Annotated in this window: 15 protein-coding genes; 10 read left to right on the top strand and 5 right to left on the bottom strand. The window is 63.7% G+C overall.

The features are described from left to right. The first annotated feature begins 36 nt into the window (after positions 1-36). A complete protein-coding gene (locus tag NKI49_RS08230) occupies positions 37-975 on the top strand; it encodes a lysophospholipid acyltransferase family protein (protein WP_352599014.1) in 939 nt (312 codons plus the stop codon). 18 nt (positions 976-993) lie between these two features. Here the strand turns inward: NKI49_RS08230 and NKI49_RS08225 are convergent, their stop codons facing one another. Next, the gene (locus NKI49_RS08225) at positions 994-1,956 is read right to left on the bottom strand and encodes an RgsD C-terminal domain-containing protein (protein ID WP_352599016.1); all 963 of its coding nucleotides are present in this window, start codon (positions 1,954-1,956) and stop codon (positions 994-996) included. A 155-nt stretch (positions 1,957-2,111) separates the two neighbouring features. Here NKI49_RS08225 and NKI49_RS08220 point away from each other — a divergent pair, with 155 nt between their 5' ends. The 3 genes from NKI49_RS08220 to NKI49_RS08210 all read left to right on the top strand — a co-directional run bounded on the left by NKI49_RS08220 (position 2,112) and on the right by NKI49_RS08210 (position 5,471). Continuing rightward, complete coding sequence (locus NKI49_RS08220) at positions 2,112-2,696, top strand: nitroreductase family protein (RefSeq protein WP_352599018.1); 585 nt, start codon at positions 2,112-2,114, stop codon at positions 2,694-2,696. Next, positions 2,697-3,305, top strand: a complete 609-nt coding sequence (locus tag NKI49_RS08215; protein ID WP_352599020.1) for a flavin reductase family protein — start codon at positions 2,697-2,699, stop codon at positions 3,303-3,305. A 264-nt stretch (positions 3,306-3,569) separates the two neighbouring features. Then, positions 3,570-5,471: a CASTOR/POLLUX-related putative ion channel gene (locus NKI49_RS08210; RefSeq protein WP_352599022.1), complete on the top strand. Its 1,902-nt coding sequence runs from the start codon at positions 3,570-3,572 to the stop codon at positions 5,469-5,471. Between the two features lie 2 nt (positions 5,472-5,473). Here NKI49_RS08210 and NKI49_RS08205 read toward each other — a convergent pair whose 3' ends face one another. Next, positions 5,474-6,355 carry an HpcH/HpaI aldolase/citrate lyase family protein gene (locus tag NKI49_RS08205; protein WP_352599024.1) on the bottom strand — a complete coding sequence of 294 codons (882 nt, stop codon included), beginning with the start codon at positions 6,353-6,355 and terminating at the stop codon, positions 5,474-5,476. Between the two features lie 3 nt (positions 6,356-6,358). Further along, positions 6,359-6,811, bottom strand: coding sequence for a MaoC family dehydratase (locus NKI49_RS08200; protein WP_352599026.1), 453 nt, complete (start codon positions 6,809-6,811; stop codon positions 6,359-6,361). A 153-nt stretch (positions 6,812-6,964) separates the two neighbouring features. Between NKI49_RS08200 and NKI49_RS08195 the strand changes: the two genes are divergently transcribed. Then, entirely contained in the window at positions 6,965-8,089 is a 1,125-nt protein-coding gene (locus tag NKI49_RS08195; protein ID WP_352599028.1) for a DUF2336 domain-containing protein, read from the top strand. On the opposite strand, the gene NKI49_RS08190 is transcribed toward NKI49_RS08195, so the two are convergent. Further along, positions 8,086-10,152: an FUSC family protein gene (locus tag NKI49_RS08190; RefSeq protein ID WP_352599030.1), complete on the bottom strand. Its 2,067-nt coding sequence runs from the start codon at positions 10,150-10,152 to the stop codon at positions 8,086-8,088. The two genes, NKI49_RS08195 and NKI49_RS08190, sit on opposite strands and share 4 nt — an antisense overlap. A gap of 44 nt (positions 10,153-10,196) precedes the next feature. After that, entirely contained in the window at positions 10,197-12,245 is a 2,049-nt protein-coding gene (parE, locus tag NKI49_RS08185; protein WP_352599032.1) for a DNA topoisomerase IV subunit B, read from the bottom strand. Between the two features lie 237 nt (positions 12,246-12,482). Here parE and cpaB point away from each other — a divergent pair, with 237 nt between their 5' ends. The 5 genes from cpaB to NKI49_RS08160 all read left to right on the top strand — a co-directional run bounded on the left by cpaB (position 12,483) and on the right by NKI49_RS08160 (position 17,860). After that, a complete protein-coding gene (gene cpaB / locus NKI49_RS08180; protein ID WP_352599034.1) occupies positions 12,483-13,409 on the top strand; it encodes a Flp pilus assembly protein CpaB in 927 nt (308 codons plus the stop codon). Positions 13,410-13,470: 61 nt separating this feature from the next. Continuing rightward, positions 13,471-14,910, top strand: coding sequence for a type II and III secretion system protein family protein (locus NKI49_RS08175; RefSeq protein ID WP_502899481.1), 1,440 nt, complete (start codon positions 13,471-13,473; stop codon positions 14,908-14,910). A gap of 4 nt (positions 14,911-14,914) precedes the next feature. Further along, positions 14,915-15,184 (top strand): hypothetical protein, encoded by a 270-nt coding sequence (locus NKI49_RS08170; protein WP_352599036.1) that lies wholly within the window; start codon positions 14,915-14,917, stop codon positions 15,182-15,184. A 43-nt stretch (positions 15,185-15,227) separates the two neighbouring features. Next, on the top strand, positions 15,228-16,442 hold the full coding sequence (locus NKI49_RS08165; RefSeq protein WP_352599038.1) for a CpaE/TadZ family protein: 1,215 nt from the start codon (positions 15,228-15,230) through the stop codon (positions 16,440-16,442). Further along, entirely contained in the window at positions 16,439-17,860 is a 1,422-nt protein-coding gene (locus tag NKI49_RS08160) for a TadA family conjugal transfer-associated ATPase (protein ID WP_352599040.1), read from the top strand. Before NKI49_RS08165 ends, NKI49_RS08160 begins: the two co-directional genes overlap by 4 nt.

Here is a 17,860-nt window from a genome sequence, read left to right as displayed (position 1 = left end):
CATATCCCTGTCACGCCAACCCAGTAGCGAACTGTCATGCTTAAGCTGAAGACGCGAGAAAAGCCGTTTCCCGAGCTTTCCTATGCCAATGCGCGTCAGCCCGCACTGACGCGCTGGGTCATCCATTCCATCGAAGGCCTGTCCGGCCGCGACCGTTTCGCGGAACTTTATGATTTCTGGCGTCGCCAGGTGGTGCCGACCGGCGAGCGTGTGTTCAGCCGCATGCTCGATCTGATCGACGTCCGTGTGCGGACCGCCGATCAGTGGCCGCCCGCGCAATTGCCGGACACACCGTTGGTGATCGTCGCCAACCATCCGTTCGGCATCGGCGACGGCATTGCGGTGCTGTCGCTGGCAGAGCAGCTCGGGCGCCCGTTCCGGGTGATGATCCACAAGGATCTGCTCAAGATCCGAGAGATGGAACCCTATTCGCTGCCGATCGACTTTTCCGAGACCAAGGACGCGCTGAAGAACAACATGGCCGTGCGTCACGAGGCGGTGCGGCTGCTGAAGGAAGGCGTCACCATCGTGGTGTTTCCGGCCGGCGGTGTTGCCACCGCGCCGAAAGGTTTTGGCCGGGCGCGCGACCTGCCGTGGAAGATGTTTCCAGCCCGGCTCGTCCAGGACGCCAAGGCGTCGGTCATTCCGATGCATTTCTCCGGGCAGAATGGCAGGCTGTTCCATCTGGTCAGCGGGCCGATGAACATGGCCGAACGCGACGGCCGCGTTGCCAAATTTGTCGGCAAGGCCTCGCTGACGCTCCGCATCTCGCTGCTCATCCACGAATTCGCGCGCCTGTCCGGCAAGGCGATCGACGTGCGCGTCGGCGATGTGCTGGACTGGAGCGAACTGGAACCGTTGCGCGACCGGAAGGCGCTGCTCGACCGGCTTTATCGCGGTGTTTTCGACCTGGCGCCGCCAATGCGGCGCCGCCGGATTTCGTTTTTGCCGGCACGCACGAAGCTGGCCGCCTGACGCCTGCAAATTCGACGGTCAGTCTGCGCCTTCCTCGGGGTCCATCGCCGCCGCCTCGGTGGCCAAAACCTCGATTTCCTGGTTCTGTCCGCCCACGACCGTAAAATCCTTCTGATAGATGCGGTCACGGTTCTTGGCGATGATGGTGTAATCGCCCTCGGCCAGCACCATAGAGGCGAAGGCGCCGACGGTTTCATTGATCGGATCGCCGGATTCGTTGAGCAGCGACCAGGACGTGTCGGCTATCGCCTCGCCACCGGTTTCGCGCACCAGCTTCATCGTGATTTCGGCGGCGTGATGCTCGACAGTCGCTTCGGTCAGCTTGCCGGCCTCGACCCGGATGTCGGAACGGATGACCGCATTGACCGCGCCATAGGTCGAGACGACGTGGTAGATGCCGGCGTTGAGCCGCACGACGCTGTTGGGCTCGACGTCGGGAATGATCAGTGCGCGGTCGCCGTTCGCTTCGGCATGGCTCTCATAGATCGAGAAGCGGAGTTTCTTCGGCGGAATGCGTACGCCGCCGGACAGAACCGCGTCGAGCTTGAGGCCGCCGGCGTCGAGCACGAGGCTTTCACGCTTGGCGTCCTTGCCGACGGTGATGCGCTTGGTGGCGCCGGCCCGGCCGTAGGAGGCGTGAACCAGGTAGCTGCCAGGTTCGAGTTGGAAGACGGCGCTGCCACCATGCGCGGATGCCACCATCGGCAATTTGCCGTTGACGGCTTCGGGCCTGAACACACGCCAGACAATACCGCGGGTGATGTCGGCGCCCTTGTCGGTCAACTGGGCGGACAGCGTGATGGCACCGCCGCCGCTCAGCGCCAGGGATCTCTCGCCTTTCGGGGTCGCGTAACTCGAAATCCCGGGAAGTTTCAGATCGCCAACGCCGTCCGCGTCCTGCGCCACGGCAAGCGAAACCGGTGCCATGAACAGCAGGGCGGAAAGCCAGACCAGGAAAAGACGGATAGTCCCCTCAAACATGCCTTGCGTTGAAGCCCATGGCGGTGGCAATTTCAAGGCTTAAGAGTCCGACCGATACCGACTTTTCAGTCCGGCGCTTGCGCCATTGCCCGAGCCGCCGAATTCCCGATGGTGCGCTTCAGCTCAAAACAGAGTGTTTTAGGAGACTTGCGCCCATGGCGTCGCCAATCATCGACTTACTGCTGACCCGAAACTCAGCACCGATCCCCGATTTAAAGGAGCCGGCGCCGAGCGATGCCGAGATAGCGACGATAATCGCTGCCGCCGTGCGGGTGCCCGACCACGGCCGGCTCGAACCCTGGCGCTTCATCCTGTATCGCGGCGACGCCCGCATCGCGATCGGCAGACAACTGGCAGCGCTTGCCGAGCAGCGGGAGGGACCATTGCCGGAAGGCCGCCGAAACCAGGAACTGGCGCGATTCTCGCGTGCGCCGCTGGTGATCGGCGTCGTCTCCGTGCCGAAGGACAATCCGAAAATCCCGCAATGGGAGATGTTCCTGTCGGGCGGGATGGCGGCGATGAACCTGATGCTAGCAGCCAACGCGCTGGGCTATGGCACCAACATGATCAGCAACTGGTATTCCGACGTGCCGGAGGGCAGGGCGATACTAGGTCTGGCGCCGCAGGAGCGTGTCGTCGGCTTTGTCCATATCGGCTCCTATCAAGGCCCTGCGCCGGAGCGGCCGCGGCCCGATCCGGCAAAGCTCTATGCCGACTATGCCGGGCCCTGGGCCGGCTAAGTGTTTTACGAGCCGCCAAAGGGGCACGGACTGCCGCACGATCCGTCGAAGGCAATCGTGGCACCGCGCCCGATCGGTTGGATCTCGACCCTGAACGGGGCAGGCGAGATCAACCTCGCGCCCTATTCCTTCTTCAACGCCATTTCGACACGGCCCTTCATCGTCTGGTTCTCCTCCGAGGGCGAGAAGGACAGCGCTTCCTTTGCGCAGGAAACCGGCGAATTCGTCGCCAATCTTGTTAGCCGCGATCTTGCGGAGAAGATGAACCGCACGGCTGTCAACGCACCGCGCGGCGTCAGCGAGTTCCTCTATGCCGACCTTGCGATGGCGCCGTCGCGACTTGTCGCGCCGCCACGAGTAGCGGCAGCACCGGCGGCGCTCGAATGCCGGGTGACGGAAGTCTTCCGGCCAAAAGCCCTGGACGGAGTGCCGACCGACGCCATCGTCGTGGCCGGCGAGGTGATCGGCGTGTATATCGACGATGCCTACCTGAAGGACGGCCTGTTCGACATCAGCAAGGCCGGCAATGTCGCCCGGCTTGGCTACATGGATTATGCAAGCATCAGCGAGGTGTTTTCGATGCGCCGGCCGCGCTGGGAAAGAGACTGAACACCCAGGCCCTGCCAGTCCTTGAGCAGTACCGGCACTCGTCCGCCGGGCTGGCGGTCATGACGGCGCGCAGGTAGCCAGGCTCGCCATACGGATGCTGTGGTCGAGGACCCCGATCATGCCATCGACAGCGATCGGTGGATTGCATAGGCGCGAACACGCGAAAGCGATTCCCCTGTATCCAAACACACGCTAAGAGAGCGCTTCGGCGATGCGTTGGGGTTGGCGCATCGGGCTTGGAGATATTGCGGGGGCACCGTCGGCATGAAGAAACGAGACTCGCTGGGAACCCGGCTCCGCTACGGATTCGACAAGAGCATGGCCGCCGGTCCGATCGCCCTGATCGGCTGGCTCGCTATCCTTTCCCTGTTGATCATCATCGCTGCCGCGGGTTTCCTTGCGGCGACCCGCATCGCTCCGGAAGGCGGCGAGCCGCTGAACTTTTTCGAAGCGTTCTGGGAATCGCTGATGCGCACGCTCGATTCCGGCACGATGGGCGGTGACACTGGCTGGCCCTTCCGTCTCGTCATGCTGTTTGTCACGCTTACCGGCATCTTCGTCGTGTCGGCTCTCATCGGCGTGCTCAGCGCTGGCGTCGACAGCAAGCTCGATGAATTGCGCAAGGGCCGTTCGCGAGTGCTGGAGACTGATCACACCATCATTCTCAATTGGTCACCGTCGATCTTCGACGTCATCTCCGAACTCGTCGTTGCCAATGCTAGCCGCCGCCGTCCGCGGATCGTCGTCATGGCCAATATGGATAAGGTCGAGATGGAGGATGAGATCGCAGTCAAGGTGGGTAAACTGGGCAATACGCGCATCATCTGCCGCAGCGGCGACCCGACCGATCTCTACGACCTGGCCATCGTCAACCCGCAGACCTCGCGGTCGGTCATCGTGCTGTCGCCCGATGGCGACGACCCGGATTCCCAGGTCATCAAGACGGTGCTGGCGCTGGTCAACGACCCGATCCGGCGTACCGCCCCGTACAACATCGCCGCCGAGATCCGCGATGGCAAGAACGCCGAGGTCGCCCGCGTCGTCGGCGGAGCCGAGGTGCAACTCGTGCTGGCCGACCAGCTGATCTCGCGCATTGTCGTGCATTCGAGCCGGCAGTCGGGTCTCAGCAGCGTCTATTCGGAGCTGCTCGATTTCGACGGCTGCGAAATCTACACGACCGAGCAGCCGGAGCTCGCCGGCAAGACCTTCGGCGAGGCGATGATGGCGTATGAGCACTGCGCGCTGATCGGCCTCTGCGACCACGATGGGCAGGTCGATCTGAACCCGCCATCGAACTTGGTGATCGGCAAAGGCATTCGCGCCATTATCATCGCGGAGGACGATGCCGCGATAAAACTTGGAAGCGCCAGGATCGAGATCGACACGGCGGCGATCCTCAGTCCGCGGCCCGTCGAGATGAAGCCGGAACGCATGCTGGTCCTCGGCTGGAACCGGCGCGGTCCGATCATCACCTATGAATTGTCGCGCTACGTCGCGCCTGGTTCGAGCCTGACCATCGCCGCCGATACGCCCGGCCTGGAGCAGGAAGTTGACCAGCTGCCGGTCGCCGGCGACAATCTGTCGGTTTACTGCCGCGTCATCGACACTTCGAGCAGCACCGCGCTGGCAGCCTTGGACGTGCCTTCCTACGACCACGTGCTCGTGCTCGGCTACAGCGAAACCATGGCAGCGCAGCCTGCCGATACCCGCACGCTGGTGACGCTGCTGCATCTGCGCAAGATCGCGGATGATGCTGGCCTGCATATCAACATCGTCAGCGAGATGATCGACGTGCGCAACCGAGAGCTTGCGGCAGTGACCAAGGCCGACGATTTCGTCGTCAGCAACAGGCTGGTGAGTCTGATGCTGGCACAGGCGTCCGAGAACCAGTATCTCGCCGCGATCTTCGACGACCTGCTCGACGAGAAGGGCTCCGAAATCTACATGCGTCCGGTCACCGACTATATCGCCATCGAGCGGCCGGTGACCTTCTGGACGATCGCGGAATCGGCGCGGTTACGCGGCGAGATCGCGATAGGTTACCGGCGCATCCGTGCAGCGGAGGCCGACGACCGGGGGCTGGGCGGCGTCACCGTCAACCCACTGAAATCGGAAGCGCTGGCTTATGTGCCGGAGGACCGGATCATCGTGCTGGCGCGGGACTGAGACTAGGCGGAAATGCCCGCCGCCCTTGCGCGCGCCAGAAGCCGCTCGGCCAGCCGCAAATGAGGGCGGTCTACCATCTTGCCGCCGATGCCGACGACGCCCGGATTTCCCGCCGCCTGGAACGCCGCGACGATCGCCGCCGACTGTTTCACCGCCTCGACCGATGGCGTGAAGGCGGCGTTGATGACCGGTACCTGATCGGGGTGGATCGCCATCTTGCCGGTGAAGCCGTCCCGCTCCGCCTCGGCGCATTCCGCGGCGAAGGCTTCCATGTCGCGAAAATTCGGAAACACGGTGTCGATCGCCGCGACTTCCGCGGCTCCGGCCGCAAGGATGGTCATGGCGCGGGCGAGGCGGAACACGTCGGTGTAGCGGCCGTGCTCGTCGCGGGCGGCGCGCGCACCGATCTCAGCCGACAGATCTTCCGCGCCCCAGGTGAGGCCGGCAAGCCGTGTGCTTGTCCCGGCATAAGTCGCCGCCGCCAGCACGCCCGCCGGCGTTTCGGTGATGATCGGCAGGATTTTCGTCACGCCGTCGGCCAGGCCGTTTTCGGCCTCGCGAACCCTGAGCTTTGCCGCAAGCTGCTGGACATCCTGGCCGCTGTTCGACTTGGGCAGCATGATGCCCTCGGGCCTTGCCGGGACCAAAGCCGTCAGATCGTCATCCGTCAGCCCGGTCGACAGATCATTGACCCTGACGTAGATCGCCGAACTCGTTTGCGTCCTGCGTTCCACGATGAAGCGCGCCGCGATCTCGCGGGCGCGCAATTTGTTTTGCGGCGCCACGGAATCTTCGAGATCGACGATGACCACGTCGGCCCCGGTGGCAAAACCCTTCTCTAGCTTCCTTTCGGAATCGCCAGGGACGAACAACAGCGAGCGCATCCGTCAGGCCGCCTTCTTCAGCATCATGGCTTGCCTCGTGCATTTGGCGACGAGGTCGCCATGCTGGTTGTAGGCACGGTGCTCGAACTCGACGATGCCGCGATCGGGCTTCGACTTGGATTCGCGGACTGAAATGACTGTCGTTTCGACGCGGATAGTGTCGCCATGGAAGACCGGATGCGGGAACACCGTTTCCTTCATGCCGAGATTGGCCACAGTCGTGCCGACCGTGATGTCGTTGACCGAGATGCCGATCATCAGCCCGAGCGTGAACAACGAGTTGACCAGCGGCTTGCCCCATTCGCTCTTGGCGGCGAAATCGAAATCGATATGCAGCGGCTGCGGATTTAGCGTCATCACCGAAAACAGCATGTTGTCGCTCTCGGTGACGGTCTTGCGCAGCATGTGCTGGAAGACACGGCCGGCGACGAACTCCTGGAGATAAAGCCCGGCCATTTTCGTTCTCCTTAGCTGCTTGCGGGTTGATAGGCGCTGCGAACCCGGCTCGCAAGCCAGTTAATAAACATGGTGAACCGTTCGTAAACCATTTCTGCGTACCGTCTTCAACGGGGTCAGAAAGCTTCTGGCAAGGGGCGTTAGCAGGCGGGCATGGTTGTTGTTTCGCATTTCCTGAAATGGATATACACGGCCAGGGTATCGGAGCGAGCCGCCGCGGCAAGCGCGCTGGCCCGAGCCTATGTCGATGCCGACATGCCGTTCGAGGACCGCTGCGCGGCGGAAGCGGCGCTGACGCTGCTGCTCGACGATGCCTCGTCGAAGGTGCGGTTGGCGATGGCCGAAGCGCTCTCCATGAGCCACCACGCACCGCCGCAGATCATCAGCGTGCTGGCCTCCGACCAGCCGGAAGTCGCCGGCATGGTGCTGGCGCGTTCGCCGCTGCTCACCGACGCCGACCTGATCAACCGCGTGGCGGCGAGCCAGAAGGCAACGCAGAAGCTGATCGCCGACCGGCCGCTCGTCTCGATGGCGTTGTCGGCGGCCATTGCCGAAGTCGGCGAGGCGGAAGCCTGCGCGGTGTTGCTGGCCAATAGCGGCGCCGATATCGCCTCGCTGAGCTTCCGCCGCATGGCCGAACGCCACGGGCATCTGCCGCCGGTCCGCGAGGCGCTGATATCGGACGCCCGCCTGCCGGCCGACTGCCGGCACATGCTTCTCGTCAAACTCGGCGAGACGCTCAAGACCTCACCACTGGTCATGGCCTTGATGGGGGCCGCACGCGCCGACCGCCTCATGCGGGACGCCTGCGTCAAAGCTTCGGTGACGCTGATCGAGAGCACGCGCCGGGAAGAGCATGCCGCGCTCATCGAGCATCTCAGGCTGCGCGGCGATCTCACCGCGAGCTTCCTCATCCGCACCATCGCGCATGGCAAGGTCGATTTCTTCGGCTCGGCGCTGGTCGCGCTCAGCCAGCAGTCCGGGCAGCGGGTGAGAACGCTGCTGGCCGGCGGGCACGACGTGGCTTTGCAGGCGCTGTTTCGCAGCGCCGGCTTGGCCGCCGCCACGCACGCCATCATCCTGCGCGCGCTGAAGATCTGGCGTGAGGTCGCCAACGGCAAGCGCGTCGCAGGCGTCCAGGAAGTCAGCTGGCTGATGCTCAAGGATCTGGGCGGGCAGTCCGCGGAAGGCGATCTCGCCGCCCTGGTCAAGTCGATCCATCTCGATGCGCTGCGCGAGAATGCTCGAGATCATGCGCTGGCGATCGCCGCTGCTTAGCCTTTATACCTCGCAAAGAAATCGGGGAAATCTTCCATCGCCGCGGCAATGATGCGCAGCGATGCGGCCGTTTGCAGTAATTCGGCCGTGCCGTTGCGCTCAGCAATGCCTGCCGCATACTGCCGGGCGACGGCGATGGTCGACGTCTGCGGATAACCGGGGGCGTGGAAGAGCAGTTCGCGCGCCAGTCCTCTCAGAAAGTTGGTGATCGAAAGTGCGGTCTGGGATGGAATCGCGTGGTCCTGGCTTGCGCCGCGAAGCCTCAGGATTTCCAGGCCGACCGTGGCGGCGGCGACGGCGCCACCCAGAACCGCATCGCCCTTTCTGCCGGAATTCTGCACCAGCGGCATCAGCTGGTTGATCCGGTCATAGGCGAGGCTCTCGAAGGCGGAACGCCTGGGCACGCGCTCATGCAGGCAAAGCCGCGCCAGATCCTGGCGCATGGCGCGCACGATGCGGCTGGCGGCGCGCAATGGGTCGGCGGGCAGCACGACGATGAAGACGGCGATCGCGAGCAGGATGCCGACCAGGATCGACGCCGAGCCGGCAAGAAACGGGCCGGGGTCGTAGGTCATCGCCTGATGCGGACTGAGGAAGGCGAGAAAGTTGATGGCGAAGGCCGTCGCCACGCCGACAAAGCGCGGATTGGCCATGGCCAATGCCGCCGGCACCAGGATCGGCACCACAAACAGTGTGAACCAGCCGAAACCGGGCAGGGCGGGGAGCGCGATCTGGCCGACCAGGAAGGCAAAGGGGAACGCCAGCAGCGTTCCCTTGAAGAAGCCCCAGGACACCTGCACCGGGTCGGGGCGAGCGGCAAACAGGCTCGACACGACGGCGACGAGGATGACGGTGCCGGCCGCTTCCGACCATTTCGTCGTCAGCCAGAAGGCGGCGACCAGCAACGTGGCCAGGGCGGCGCGCACGGCGTTGCGGAATGCCCCGGGGTAGTCGCGGTGCACCACCAGCGCCGGCTGCCGGCTGTCGCGGGTCGGGCGTGTGACAGGCGCGCGCAAGGCATCGAGGCCGCGCAACACCTGTTTTAGCGCTTCGGCGAAATCGGCGGCGATGATGAGGCGAGTGATGGTGCCGACCCTGTCGTCACCCTGGTCGGCCGAGGCATCGGGCATTTGCCGGGCCTTGCCGGCAATCGCGTCGAGCCGTGCTATCCACGGCGACGTATCGTTCAATGCGCCGGGCTTGGTTGCCAGTTCGCCGACGAGGGCCTGCAACTCCGAACGCACCGGAATGAGTGCCGCGTTTTTCGGCGCGGCGTGCGCATGCAGCGCGCGTGCCGCCGATAGCGCCGAAAGCAGTTGCCCGATGGTGCGGCGTACCGGATGCGCGCGCGGCGCGAAGCTTGGCGCCTCGAGCCTGGCATAGGCGCGCATTTCGCCAAGCGTCTGGGTGTCGGCGACGAGCTTTCGATGCAGGCCGGAGAGCGTTGCCGGGTCACCGCCGGAGAACGCCCCGCCGGCATAGGTGGCGAGATCGAGAATGCAGCGTTTCAGCCGCGAGATGATGGCGTCGCTGGCCAGTTTGGGCAGGATGAGCCGGCTGGTCAGGCCGGCGCAGACGATACCGAGCACGATCTCGGCGCAGCGCGCGACCGCGAGGTCGACAACGACATGCGGTTGTCCGAAGGCGGGCAGACCGATGATCATCGCGGTGTAGCCGGCAAGGGCGGCGCCGTAGGCTTCGGGATTGCGCAGCAGCGAAGAGACGAGGGTGCAGATGCCGATCCAGACGGCAAGCGCCGTCACCAGCACCCAGGGATTGGCGCCGAAGACCGTGGTGATGCCGATCGCCGCGATGCCGCCGGCAAGCGTGCCGAGCAACCGGTAGAACCCCTTCGCCAGCACCATGCCGGCAACCGGCTGGGCAACGATGAACACCGTCATCATCGCCCATTGCGGATGATCGAGCTTCAGCGCATAGGCGGCCAGAAGCGCGATCAGGCCGGCCGAAACGGTGCGCAGGGCAAAAATCCAGTCCGAGCGCGTCGGCTGCGTCAACCCACTGAGCCTCGTCTCGAAATAGGTTTTCAGCCGTGCCCAGGTCACATGCTGGTCTCCGCATCAGAAGCGCAGGCTAGACCGGCTGGCGGCTAGATATCCAGCACTTCCGTCGCGGCGAACTCGGCGCGTTCCTGGATAAAGCGAAAGCGCGCCTCCGGCTTGGTGCCCATCAGCGCGTCGACCGCATCCTTGGTCGCGGCCTCGGCATCGATCACATCGACCCTGAGCAGCGTGCGCTTTCTCGGGTCCATGGTGGTTTCCTTGAGCTGCGAGGCCATCATCTCGCCGAGGCCCTTGAAGCGACCTAGCTCGACCTTGCCGCGGCCGGTGAATTCGGTGCGCAGAAGCTCGTCCTTATGGGCGTCGTCGCGGGCGTAGGCGACCTTGCCGCCTTGGCGGATCGAGTAAAGCGGCGGCACCGCGAGATAGAGATGGCCGCCGCGCACCAGCGCCGGCATCTCCTGATAGAAAAAGGTGATCAGCAGCGAGGCGATGTGGGCGCCGTCAACGTCGGCGTCGGTCATGATGATGACCCGGTCGTAACGCAAATCCTCGTCGCGATATTTTGAGCGCGTGCCGCAGCCCAGCGCCTGGGTCAGGTCCGATATCTGCTGGTTGGCGGCCAGTTTGTCGTTGCCGGCACTGGCAACGTTGAGGATCTTGCCGCGCAAGGGCAACACTGCCTGGCTGGCGCGGTCGCGCGCCTGCTTGGCCGAGCCGCCGGCCGAGTCGCCTTCGACGATGAAGAGCTCGGCGCCGGCGGCGGCATTTTGCGTGCAGTCGGCGAGCTTGCCGGGCAGGCGCAGCTTGCGCACCGCGCTCTTGCGCGACACTTCCTTTTCCTGGCGGCGGCGGACGCGTTCGTCGGCACGCGCGATCACCCATTCCAGCAGTTTCGAGGCCTCTTGCGGATTGTCGGCCAACCAATGATCGAACGGATCGCGGATCGCGGTTTCGACGATGCGGATCGCCTCGATCGTCGCCAGCCTGTCCTTGGTCTGGCCGACGAATTCCGGCTCGCGGATAAACACCGACAGCATGCCGGCAGCCGAGATCATGACGTCTTCGGAGGTAACGATCGAGGCGCGCTTGTTGCCGACGAGGTCGGCATAGGCGCGCAGCCCCCGCGTCAGCACGTTGCGGAAGCCGGCCTCGTGGGTGCCGCCTTCGCCCGTTGGAATGGTGTTGCAGTAGGAGTTGATGAAGCCGTCGCCGCCGAACCAGGTCACTGCCCATTCGAGCGAGCCATGGCCGCCTTGCCTGTCGCTTTTTCCGGCGAAGATTTCCCGCGTCACCTGGAATTCGTCGCCGAGCGAGGCCTTGAGATAGTCCTTCAGGCCGCCGGGAAAATGGAACTCCGCCTTAGCCGGTGTCTGATCCTTTTCCTTGATCAGGGAGGGATCGCAGGTCCAGCGGATCTCGACGCCGCCGAACAGATAGGCCTTCGAACGCGTCATGCGGTAGAGGCGCGCCGGCTCGAAGGCCGCGCCCTTGCCGAAAATCTGCTCGTCGGGGTGGAAGCGGGTCTTGGTGCCGCGGCGATTATGGACCTCGCCGAGGTGCTCCAGACCGCTCACCGGGATACCGCGCGAAAAACGCTGGCGGTATAGCTGACGACCACGCGCGACTTCGACCTCGAGATGGTCGGACAACGCGTTGACGACGGAGACGCCGACGCCGTGCAGGCCGCCCGATGTCTCATAGACCTTCGAGTCGAACTTGCCGCCCGAATGCAGTGTCGTCATGATCACTTCGAGGGCCGGCTTCTTGAATTTCGGATGCGGATCGACCGGAATGCCGCGGCCATTGTCGGTGACGGTCAGAAAGCCGTCGGCCGAAAGCTCGACATCGATGAAGGTGGCATGGCCGGCAACCGCCTCGTCCATCGAATTGTCGATGACCTCGGCGAAGAGATGGTGCATCGCCTTGTCGTCGGTGCCGCCAATATACATGCCTGGCCGGCGACGCACCGGCTCGAGGCCTTCGAGCACCTCGATGTCGGCGGCGCTGTAGCCTTCACTGCCATCCCTGATCGCGGCAGGACGCTTCGTGGCTTGCACGAGCGGATCCGCCGGGCGCGCCGGCGTGCGAGCCGGCTGCTTCTCCAGACTGCCGAAAAGATCGTTGTTGTCGTCCATGCCTGCCATAGGGTCCGGTGCTGCGAATCACTCGCCGATACTGCCACGCTTTTCGGCGCCAGGCGACGGAGGTTCCTGTTACGTTCGGGGATTTACCTCCTCTTATCCTAAAACCATTCGATAACCAAGCGGGCTGAAATAGGTCTGACACCGCCGCGCGGGATTCCTGATTCTTTAACAATGCCGCCCAATGTGAACCCAACATAACAAGAAACGATGGGCATCAGGGGTTTCGGCGTGAGGGGCAAGGCCATTACGATGATCGGCATCGCCGCCGTTTTCGGCGCGATCTCGATCTTTGCCGCGGATTTCTGGGTCAAGAGCCAGGCCAAGGCCGATGCCCAGGAGAAAACCGCGTCGATCGCCGCTCCGGCCGCGCCCACGATCGAGTTCAAGACCATCGTGGTCGCGAATGCGCCATTGCGCTACGGGATGGAACTCGAGCGCGCCAAGCTCAACGAAATCCCCTGGCCGCAGGATTCCCTGCCGCAGGGCGCCTTTGCCACCATCGACGGATTGCTCGGGGAGGGCGGCCGCGTGGTGCTGTCGCCGATCGAGGTCAACGAACCGGTGCTGCTCACCAAATTGTCGGGGCTGAACGGCCGCGCGACGCTCTCCAACATGCTGACGCCCGGCATGCGGGCGGTGACCATCCGCACCGACGAGATCGCCGGTGTCGGCGGCTTCGTCACGCCGGGCGACCGTGTCGATGTCGTGCTGACGCGCGATGCCGGCGAAATCCAGGAAGTGGCCAAGAACGCGCAAGGGGCGGCCGGTTCGACGATAACCTCCGAGATCGTGGTCGCCGACGCCAAGGTGCTCAGCGTCGGGCAGGGCGCCGACGAGCGCCAGACGACGCCCCAGGTCGCCAACTCCGTGACGCTCGAGGTGACGACCGAAGGTGCGCAGAAAGTTGCGCTTGCCCGCACCGTCGGCACGCTGTCGCTGTCGCTTCGTTCCGCCAGCGAAGGCGGCGAGGGCAGGGACGGCGTCACCACCATCTCTTCCTTCGGCGGATCGGTGGCCGCCAAGGCCCAGGCAGCGGCCGGCTCGCTGTTCGAGGCGATGACCAAGGAGCCGGAGAAACCGAAATTCAAGACGGTCATCGTGACGCGTGGCACGAAGGCCGAGGAATATCAGGTTCCTGCGCGGGACCAGAAATAGGAATATCAGGTTCCTGAGTGGACCAGAGCAGGACCGGTGGGGACCGGACGGGACGGGAACAATGTTCAGGCAACATCAATATCGAATGGCAAGCCGGCCGCGTTTCGTGCGTGCCCTGGCGATGGCGGTGACGATGGCGGCGGCCGGCATCTTCGCCGGCCCGGCCAAGGCGGACAATGACGTCGTCCATGTCTCGTCGACCAGGAATGCGTCGATCAAGGTCGCCAAGGGCAAGCCCAAGACCATCATGACCAGTGCGGCCTTCTACCAGATCGTCATCGGCGATCCGGAGATCGCCAACGTCAATCCGCTGACAGACAAATCCTTTTATGTGCTCGGCAACAATCTCGGCACCACCGGCATCGCGCTATTCGACGAGAACAAGCAGCTCGTCGGCACCGTCGACATCGAGGTGACGCTCGACACCGACCAACTGGCGAACACCATCCGCGCCAGCGTGCCGGACGCCAGGATCAAGGTCGGCTCGGCCAATGGCCGCATCGTGTTGTCGGGCGAGGCGGATGACGCGGTCGCCGCCGAAAAGGCAAACAAGATCGCGACGCGCTTTTCCGGCACCGAGGAAGTGATCAACTCGGTCAACATCTCGTCGTCGCAGCAAGTCCAGCTCAACGTCCGCTTCGTCGAGATCAACCGCCAGGCGAGCCAGGACCTTGGCGCCAAATACGCCGCCAATTTCGCCTATGGCATCGGTGGGCGCAATGTTGCGTTGCCCGCGGGGTCAATAACGGCGGCAGGGACAGGCGAGATCATCGGCAAACTTTTGTCGAATGGCGTCTCGATCGACATCGCCATCAAGGCGCTGGAAGAGCGCGGCCTTGCCCGTCGGCTCGCTGAGCCGAACCTGATCGCTCGTTCCGGCGAGACGGCAAGCTTTCTGGCCGGCGGCGAATTCCCGATCCCCGTTTCCGAGGAGAACGGCAAGATCTCGGTCAGCTACAAGAAATACGGCGTCAGCCTGGATTTCACGCCGACCGTGCTCAAGGACGGGCTGGTCAGCCTCGACATCGCGCCGGAAGTTTCCTCGATCGACGCGTCGGCCTCCTACAACATCGGTACCATCTCGGTGCCCGGCTTCATCGTGCGCCGCGCCAGGACCTCGGTCGACCTGAAGAACGGCCAAAGCTTCATGATCGCCGGTTTGCTGCAATCGCAAAATGACATCACCACGTCCCGCATTCCCGGCCTCGGCAAGATGCCGGTGCTTGGATCGCTGTTCTCGTCGAAATCCTATCAGCGGCGCGAGACCGATCTGGTGATCATCGTCACACCCTATCTGGTCAAGCCGGTCGATCCGTCGAAGAAGCTCGCGGAGCCGACAGACGGCACCCAGCCGGCCAGCAATGTCGACTACTTCCTCAACAACACCGAGGAAGTGAAGGGCTCCGATGCCGGCCGCACAGTCGCGCTGGCCGATGGCCGTGTCACGCAACCCGCGGCGGCCACCACGGCCGGTCATTTCCTCGACCTGCCGAAGGACTGAAGTCATGCGTATGGTCTTGAGATCGAGCATCGCCCTGCTCTTTGCCGGCTTCGCCGCCGGCTGCACCAGCGATGACTATGTGCGCAGCGAAGGGATGACGTCCGGCGCTGGTGACGCGCAGGCCGCCAACACCGTCATGCAGATGGTCGACCCCTGGAAATACGGCGTCCAGAACACGCGGCTGCTTGTGCCCGCGCAGCGGGGCAACGCCGCTGCCGTCACGCCCGACCAGGCGGCTGCCGCGAAGGCATCGCAGTCCTCCACAAGCGACTGATTTAACGGACAATCCAACAGGCGACGATCGACAGGCAGGCAGAATGGCAAACGGCATCAAGACCAAGAAGATCCTGCTCGTATCGACCGACGGGGCTTTCGTGCAGGACACGCGGACCGCATTCGCCGCCTCCGAGGTTATCCAGCTGTCGACGGTGGACAAGAATCTCACCGAATTGCGCGGTGAGATCCAGGAGACCGACTTCGGTGCCATTATCGTCGACATGGATGCGGCAAGGCTGGACGAGATCGACGCCCTGCAGCGCGTCATGCGCCGGCTAGAGGGCAAGGCCCCGGTCGTGGTCGTCACCCAAGAGTTCAACGCCGCCGCGGCGCGCATCCTGGTGCAGCTCAAGGTCGCGGATTTCCTGGTCAAGCCCATCACCACCGCCGACCTCGTGCGCTCGGTGGTACGGGCACTGCAGGGGCCCGGGCGGGAGGAAAACACCGAATCGCAGATCTACACCTTCATGCCGGCCGCGGGCGGCGTAGGCACCACGACGCTGGCCTTGCAGACGGCGTTCCAACTGCATCATTCGGTAACGCGCGGCGCCTCAACTTGCGTCGTCGACCTCAACTTCCAGCAGGGGGCCTGCGCCGAATATCTCGATCTGGAACCACGCTTCGACATCACCGAGATCGAAAACCAGCCCGAACGCCTGGACCGGCAACTGCTCGACGTCATGTTGTCGAAGCACGCCAGCGGACTTTGTGTTCTGGCGGCGCCGACGCAACCGGCGGAAATGCGTTCGTTCAAGACCGATGTCGTGGTGCGCATGCTGGATCTCGTCTCGGCCTATTTCGACAATGTCGTCATCGACATGCCGCGCACCTGGTTTCCCTGGACGGAGACGGTGCTGCTCGGCTCCAACAAGCTCTATATCGTCGCCGAAATGACGGTGCCGTGCCTGCGCCACACGCAACGGCTGATCCAGGCGGTCTACGAGACCGCGGGCAAGGAAGTGAAGCCGAACGTCATCGTCAACCGTTTCGAACAGAAGATGTTCGACAACGGCATCAAGCAGGCGGACGTCCAGGAGATACTCGGCGAGCATTTCGTCGGCGGCATTGCCAACAATTACCGGCTGGTGCGCGAGGCGGTCGATCGCGGCGTGCCCCTGCACGAGATCGATCCGAACGCCAATGTCGTCAATGACCTGAAGAAGATCATCCTTCCGGAAGAGGCGGTCTCGATCGGCGGCAAGTCGAGGTCGCTGTTCAGCATCGGCAAAGGCCTGCTGAAGAGGAAGGCCGGATGACCAGCCGTTTCTCCACGCTTCAGAACCGCGACGCCCGTCCGCAGCGCCCGGCGGAATCGACGCCGGTCGCGCATCATGCGGTCGTCATCCCGAGCAACAGAAAAACGTCGCCGGCTAGGCCTGAGGCAGCACCGGCGAAGAACGCCAACAAGGTGCTCGACGCGCGGGTGCGCATTCACCGGTTGCTGCTCGAGGAGATCAACCTTGTTGCGCTGGAGCGCTTGCCCAAGGACGAGATGCGCCGGCAGGTGCATGATTTCGTGTCGGAAAAAACCCGCCAGGAACGAATGGCAATCAACACCGCCGAACTCGATGCGCTGGTCGACGACATCGTGGACGAGATGGTCGGCCTCGGTCCGCTCGAGCCGCTGCTCAAGGATCCCGAGATCAACGACATCCTGATCAACGGCCATCAGAACTGCTTCATCGAAAAGAAAGGCAAGCTCCAGCAGGTCCATATTCCGTTCAAGGATGAGGCGCATCTGCTTAGAATCATAAACAAAATCGTCGCGGCGGTCGGCCGCCGCGTCGACGAATCGCAGCCCATGGTCGATGCCCGCATGCTGGACGGCTCGCGTTTCAACGCCGCCATCCGTCCGGTCGGCGTCGACGGGCCGCTGGTGTCGATCCGCAAATTCTCAAAGAACAAGCTCGGCCTGCACAAGCTAGTCGAATTCGGCGCCATCACCCAGAATATGGCCGAAGTGCTGGCCGCGGCGGTTCATGCCCGCAAGACGACGATTATTTCCGGCGGTACCGGCACCGGCAAGACGACGATGCTCAACGCGCTGTCGGCGTTCATTCCGGAAGACGAGCGGCTGATCACAATCGAGGATGCGGCGGAACTCCAATTGCAGCAGCCGCATGTCGCGCGCATGGAAACGCGCCCCGCCAACATCGAAGGCCATGGCGAGCTGAAGCAGCGCGACCTCGTCAAGAACGCGCTGCGCATGCGCCCCGACCGCGTCATTCTCGGCGAGTGCCGCGGCGAGGAAGCATTCGACATGCTGCAGGCGATGAACACCGGCCATGAAGGCTCGATGGCGACGATCCACGCCAACACGCCGCGCGATGCCATTTCGCGCCTCGAACAGATGCTGGGCATGACCGGCATGCCGATGACGGTGCAGTCGATCCGCAGCCAGATCGCCAGCGCCATCGATATCATCGTTCAATTGACCCGGCTTTCCGACGGCAAGCGCAAGGTGACGAGCGTCGCCGAGGTGACCGGCATGGAAGGCGACGTCATCCAGATGCAGGAGATATTTCGCTTCGTGCGCACCGGCATGGATGCCGATGGCGGAATTCTTGGGTATTTCGAGGCGACCGGCATTCGGCCACGCTTCCTGGAGGACCTGCGCGCCATTGGCATCGAGTTTCCCGGACGCTATTTCGAACCCGGCCGGCCGCAGGAGTAG

The organism is Mesorhizobium sp. M0587 (genome assembly GCF_040320945.1).
In the GTDB taxonomy this organism is placed as follows: Bacteria; Pseudomonadota; Alphaproteobacteria; order Rhizobiales; family Rhizobiaceae; genus Mesorhizobium.
Note: the sequence above shows the minus strand (reverse complement) of the source record. Positions and strands in the feature narration are given on the sequence as shown.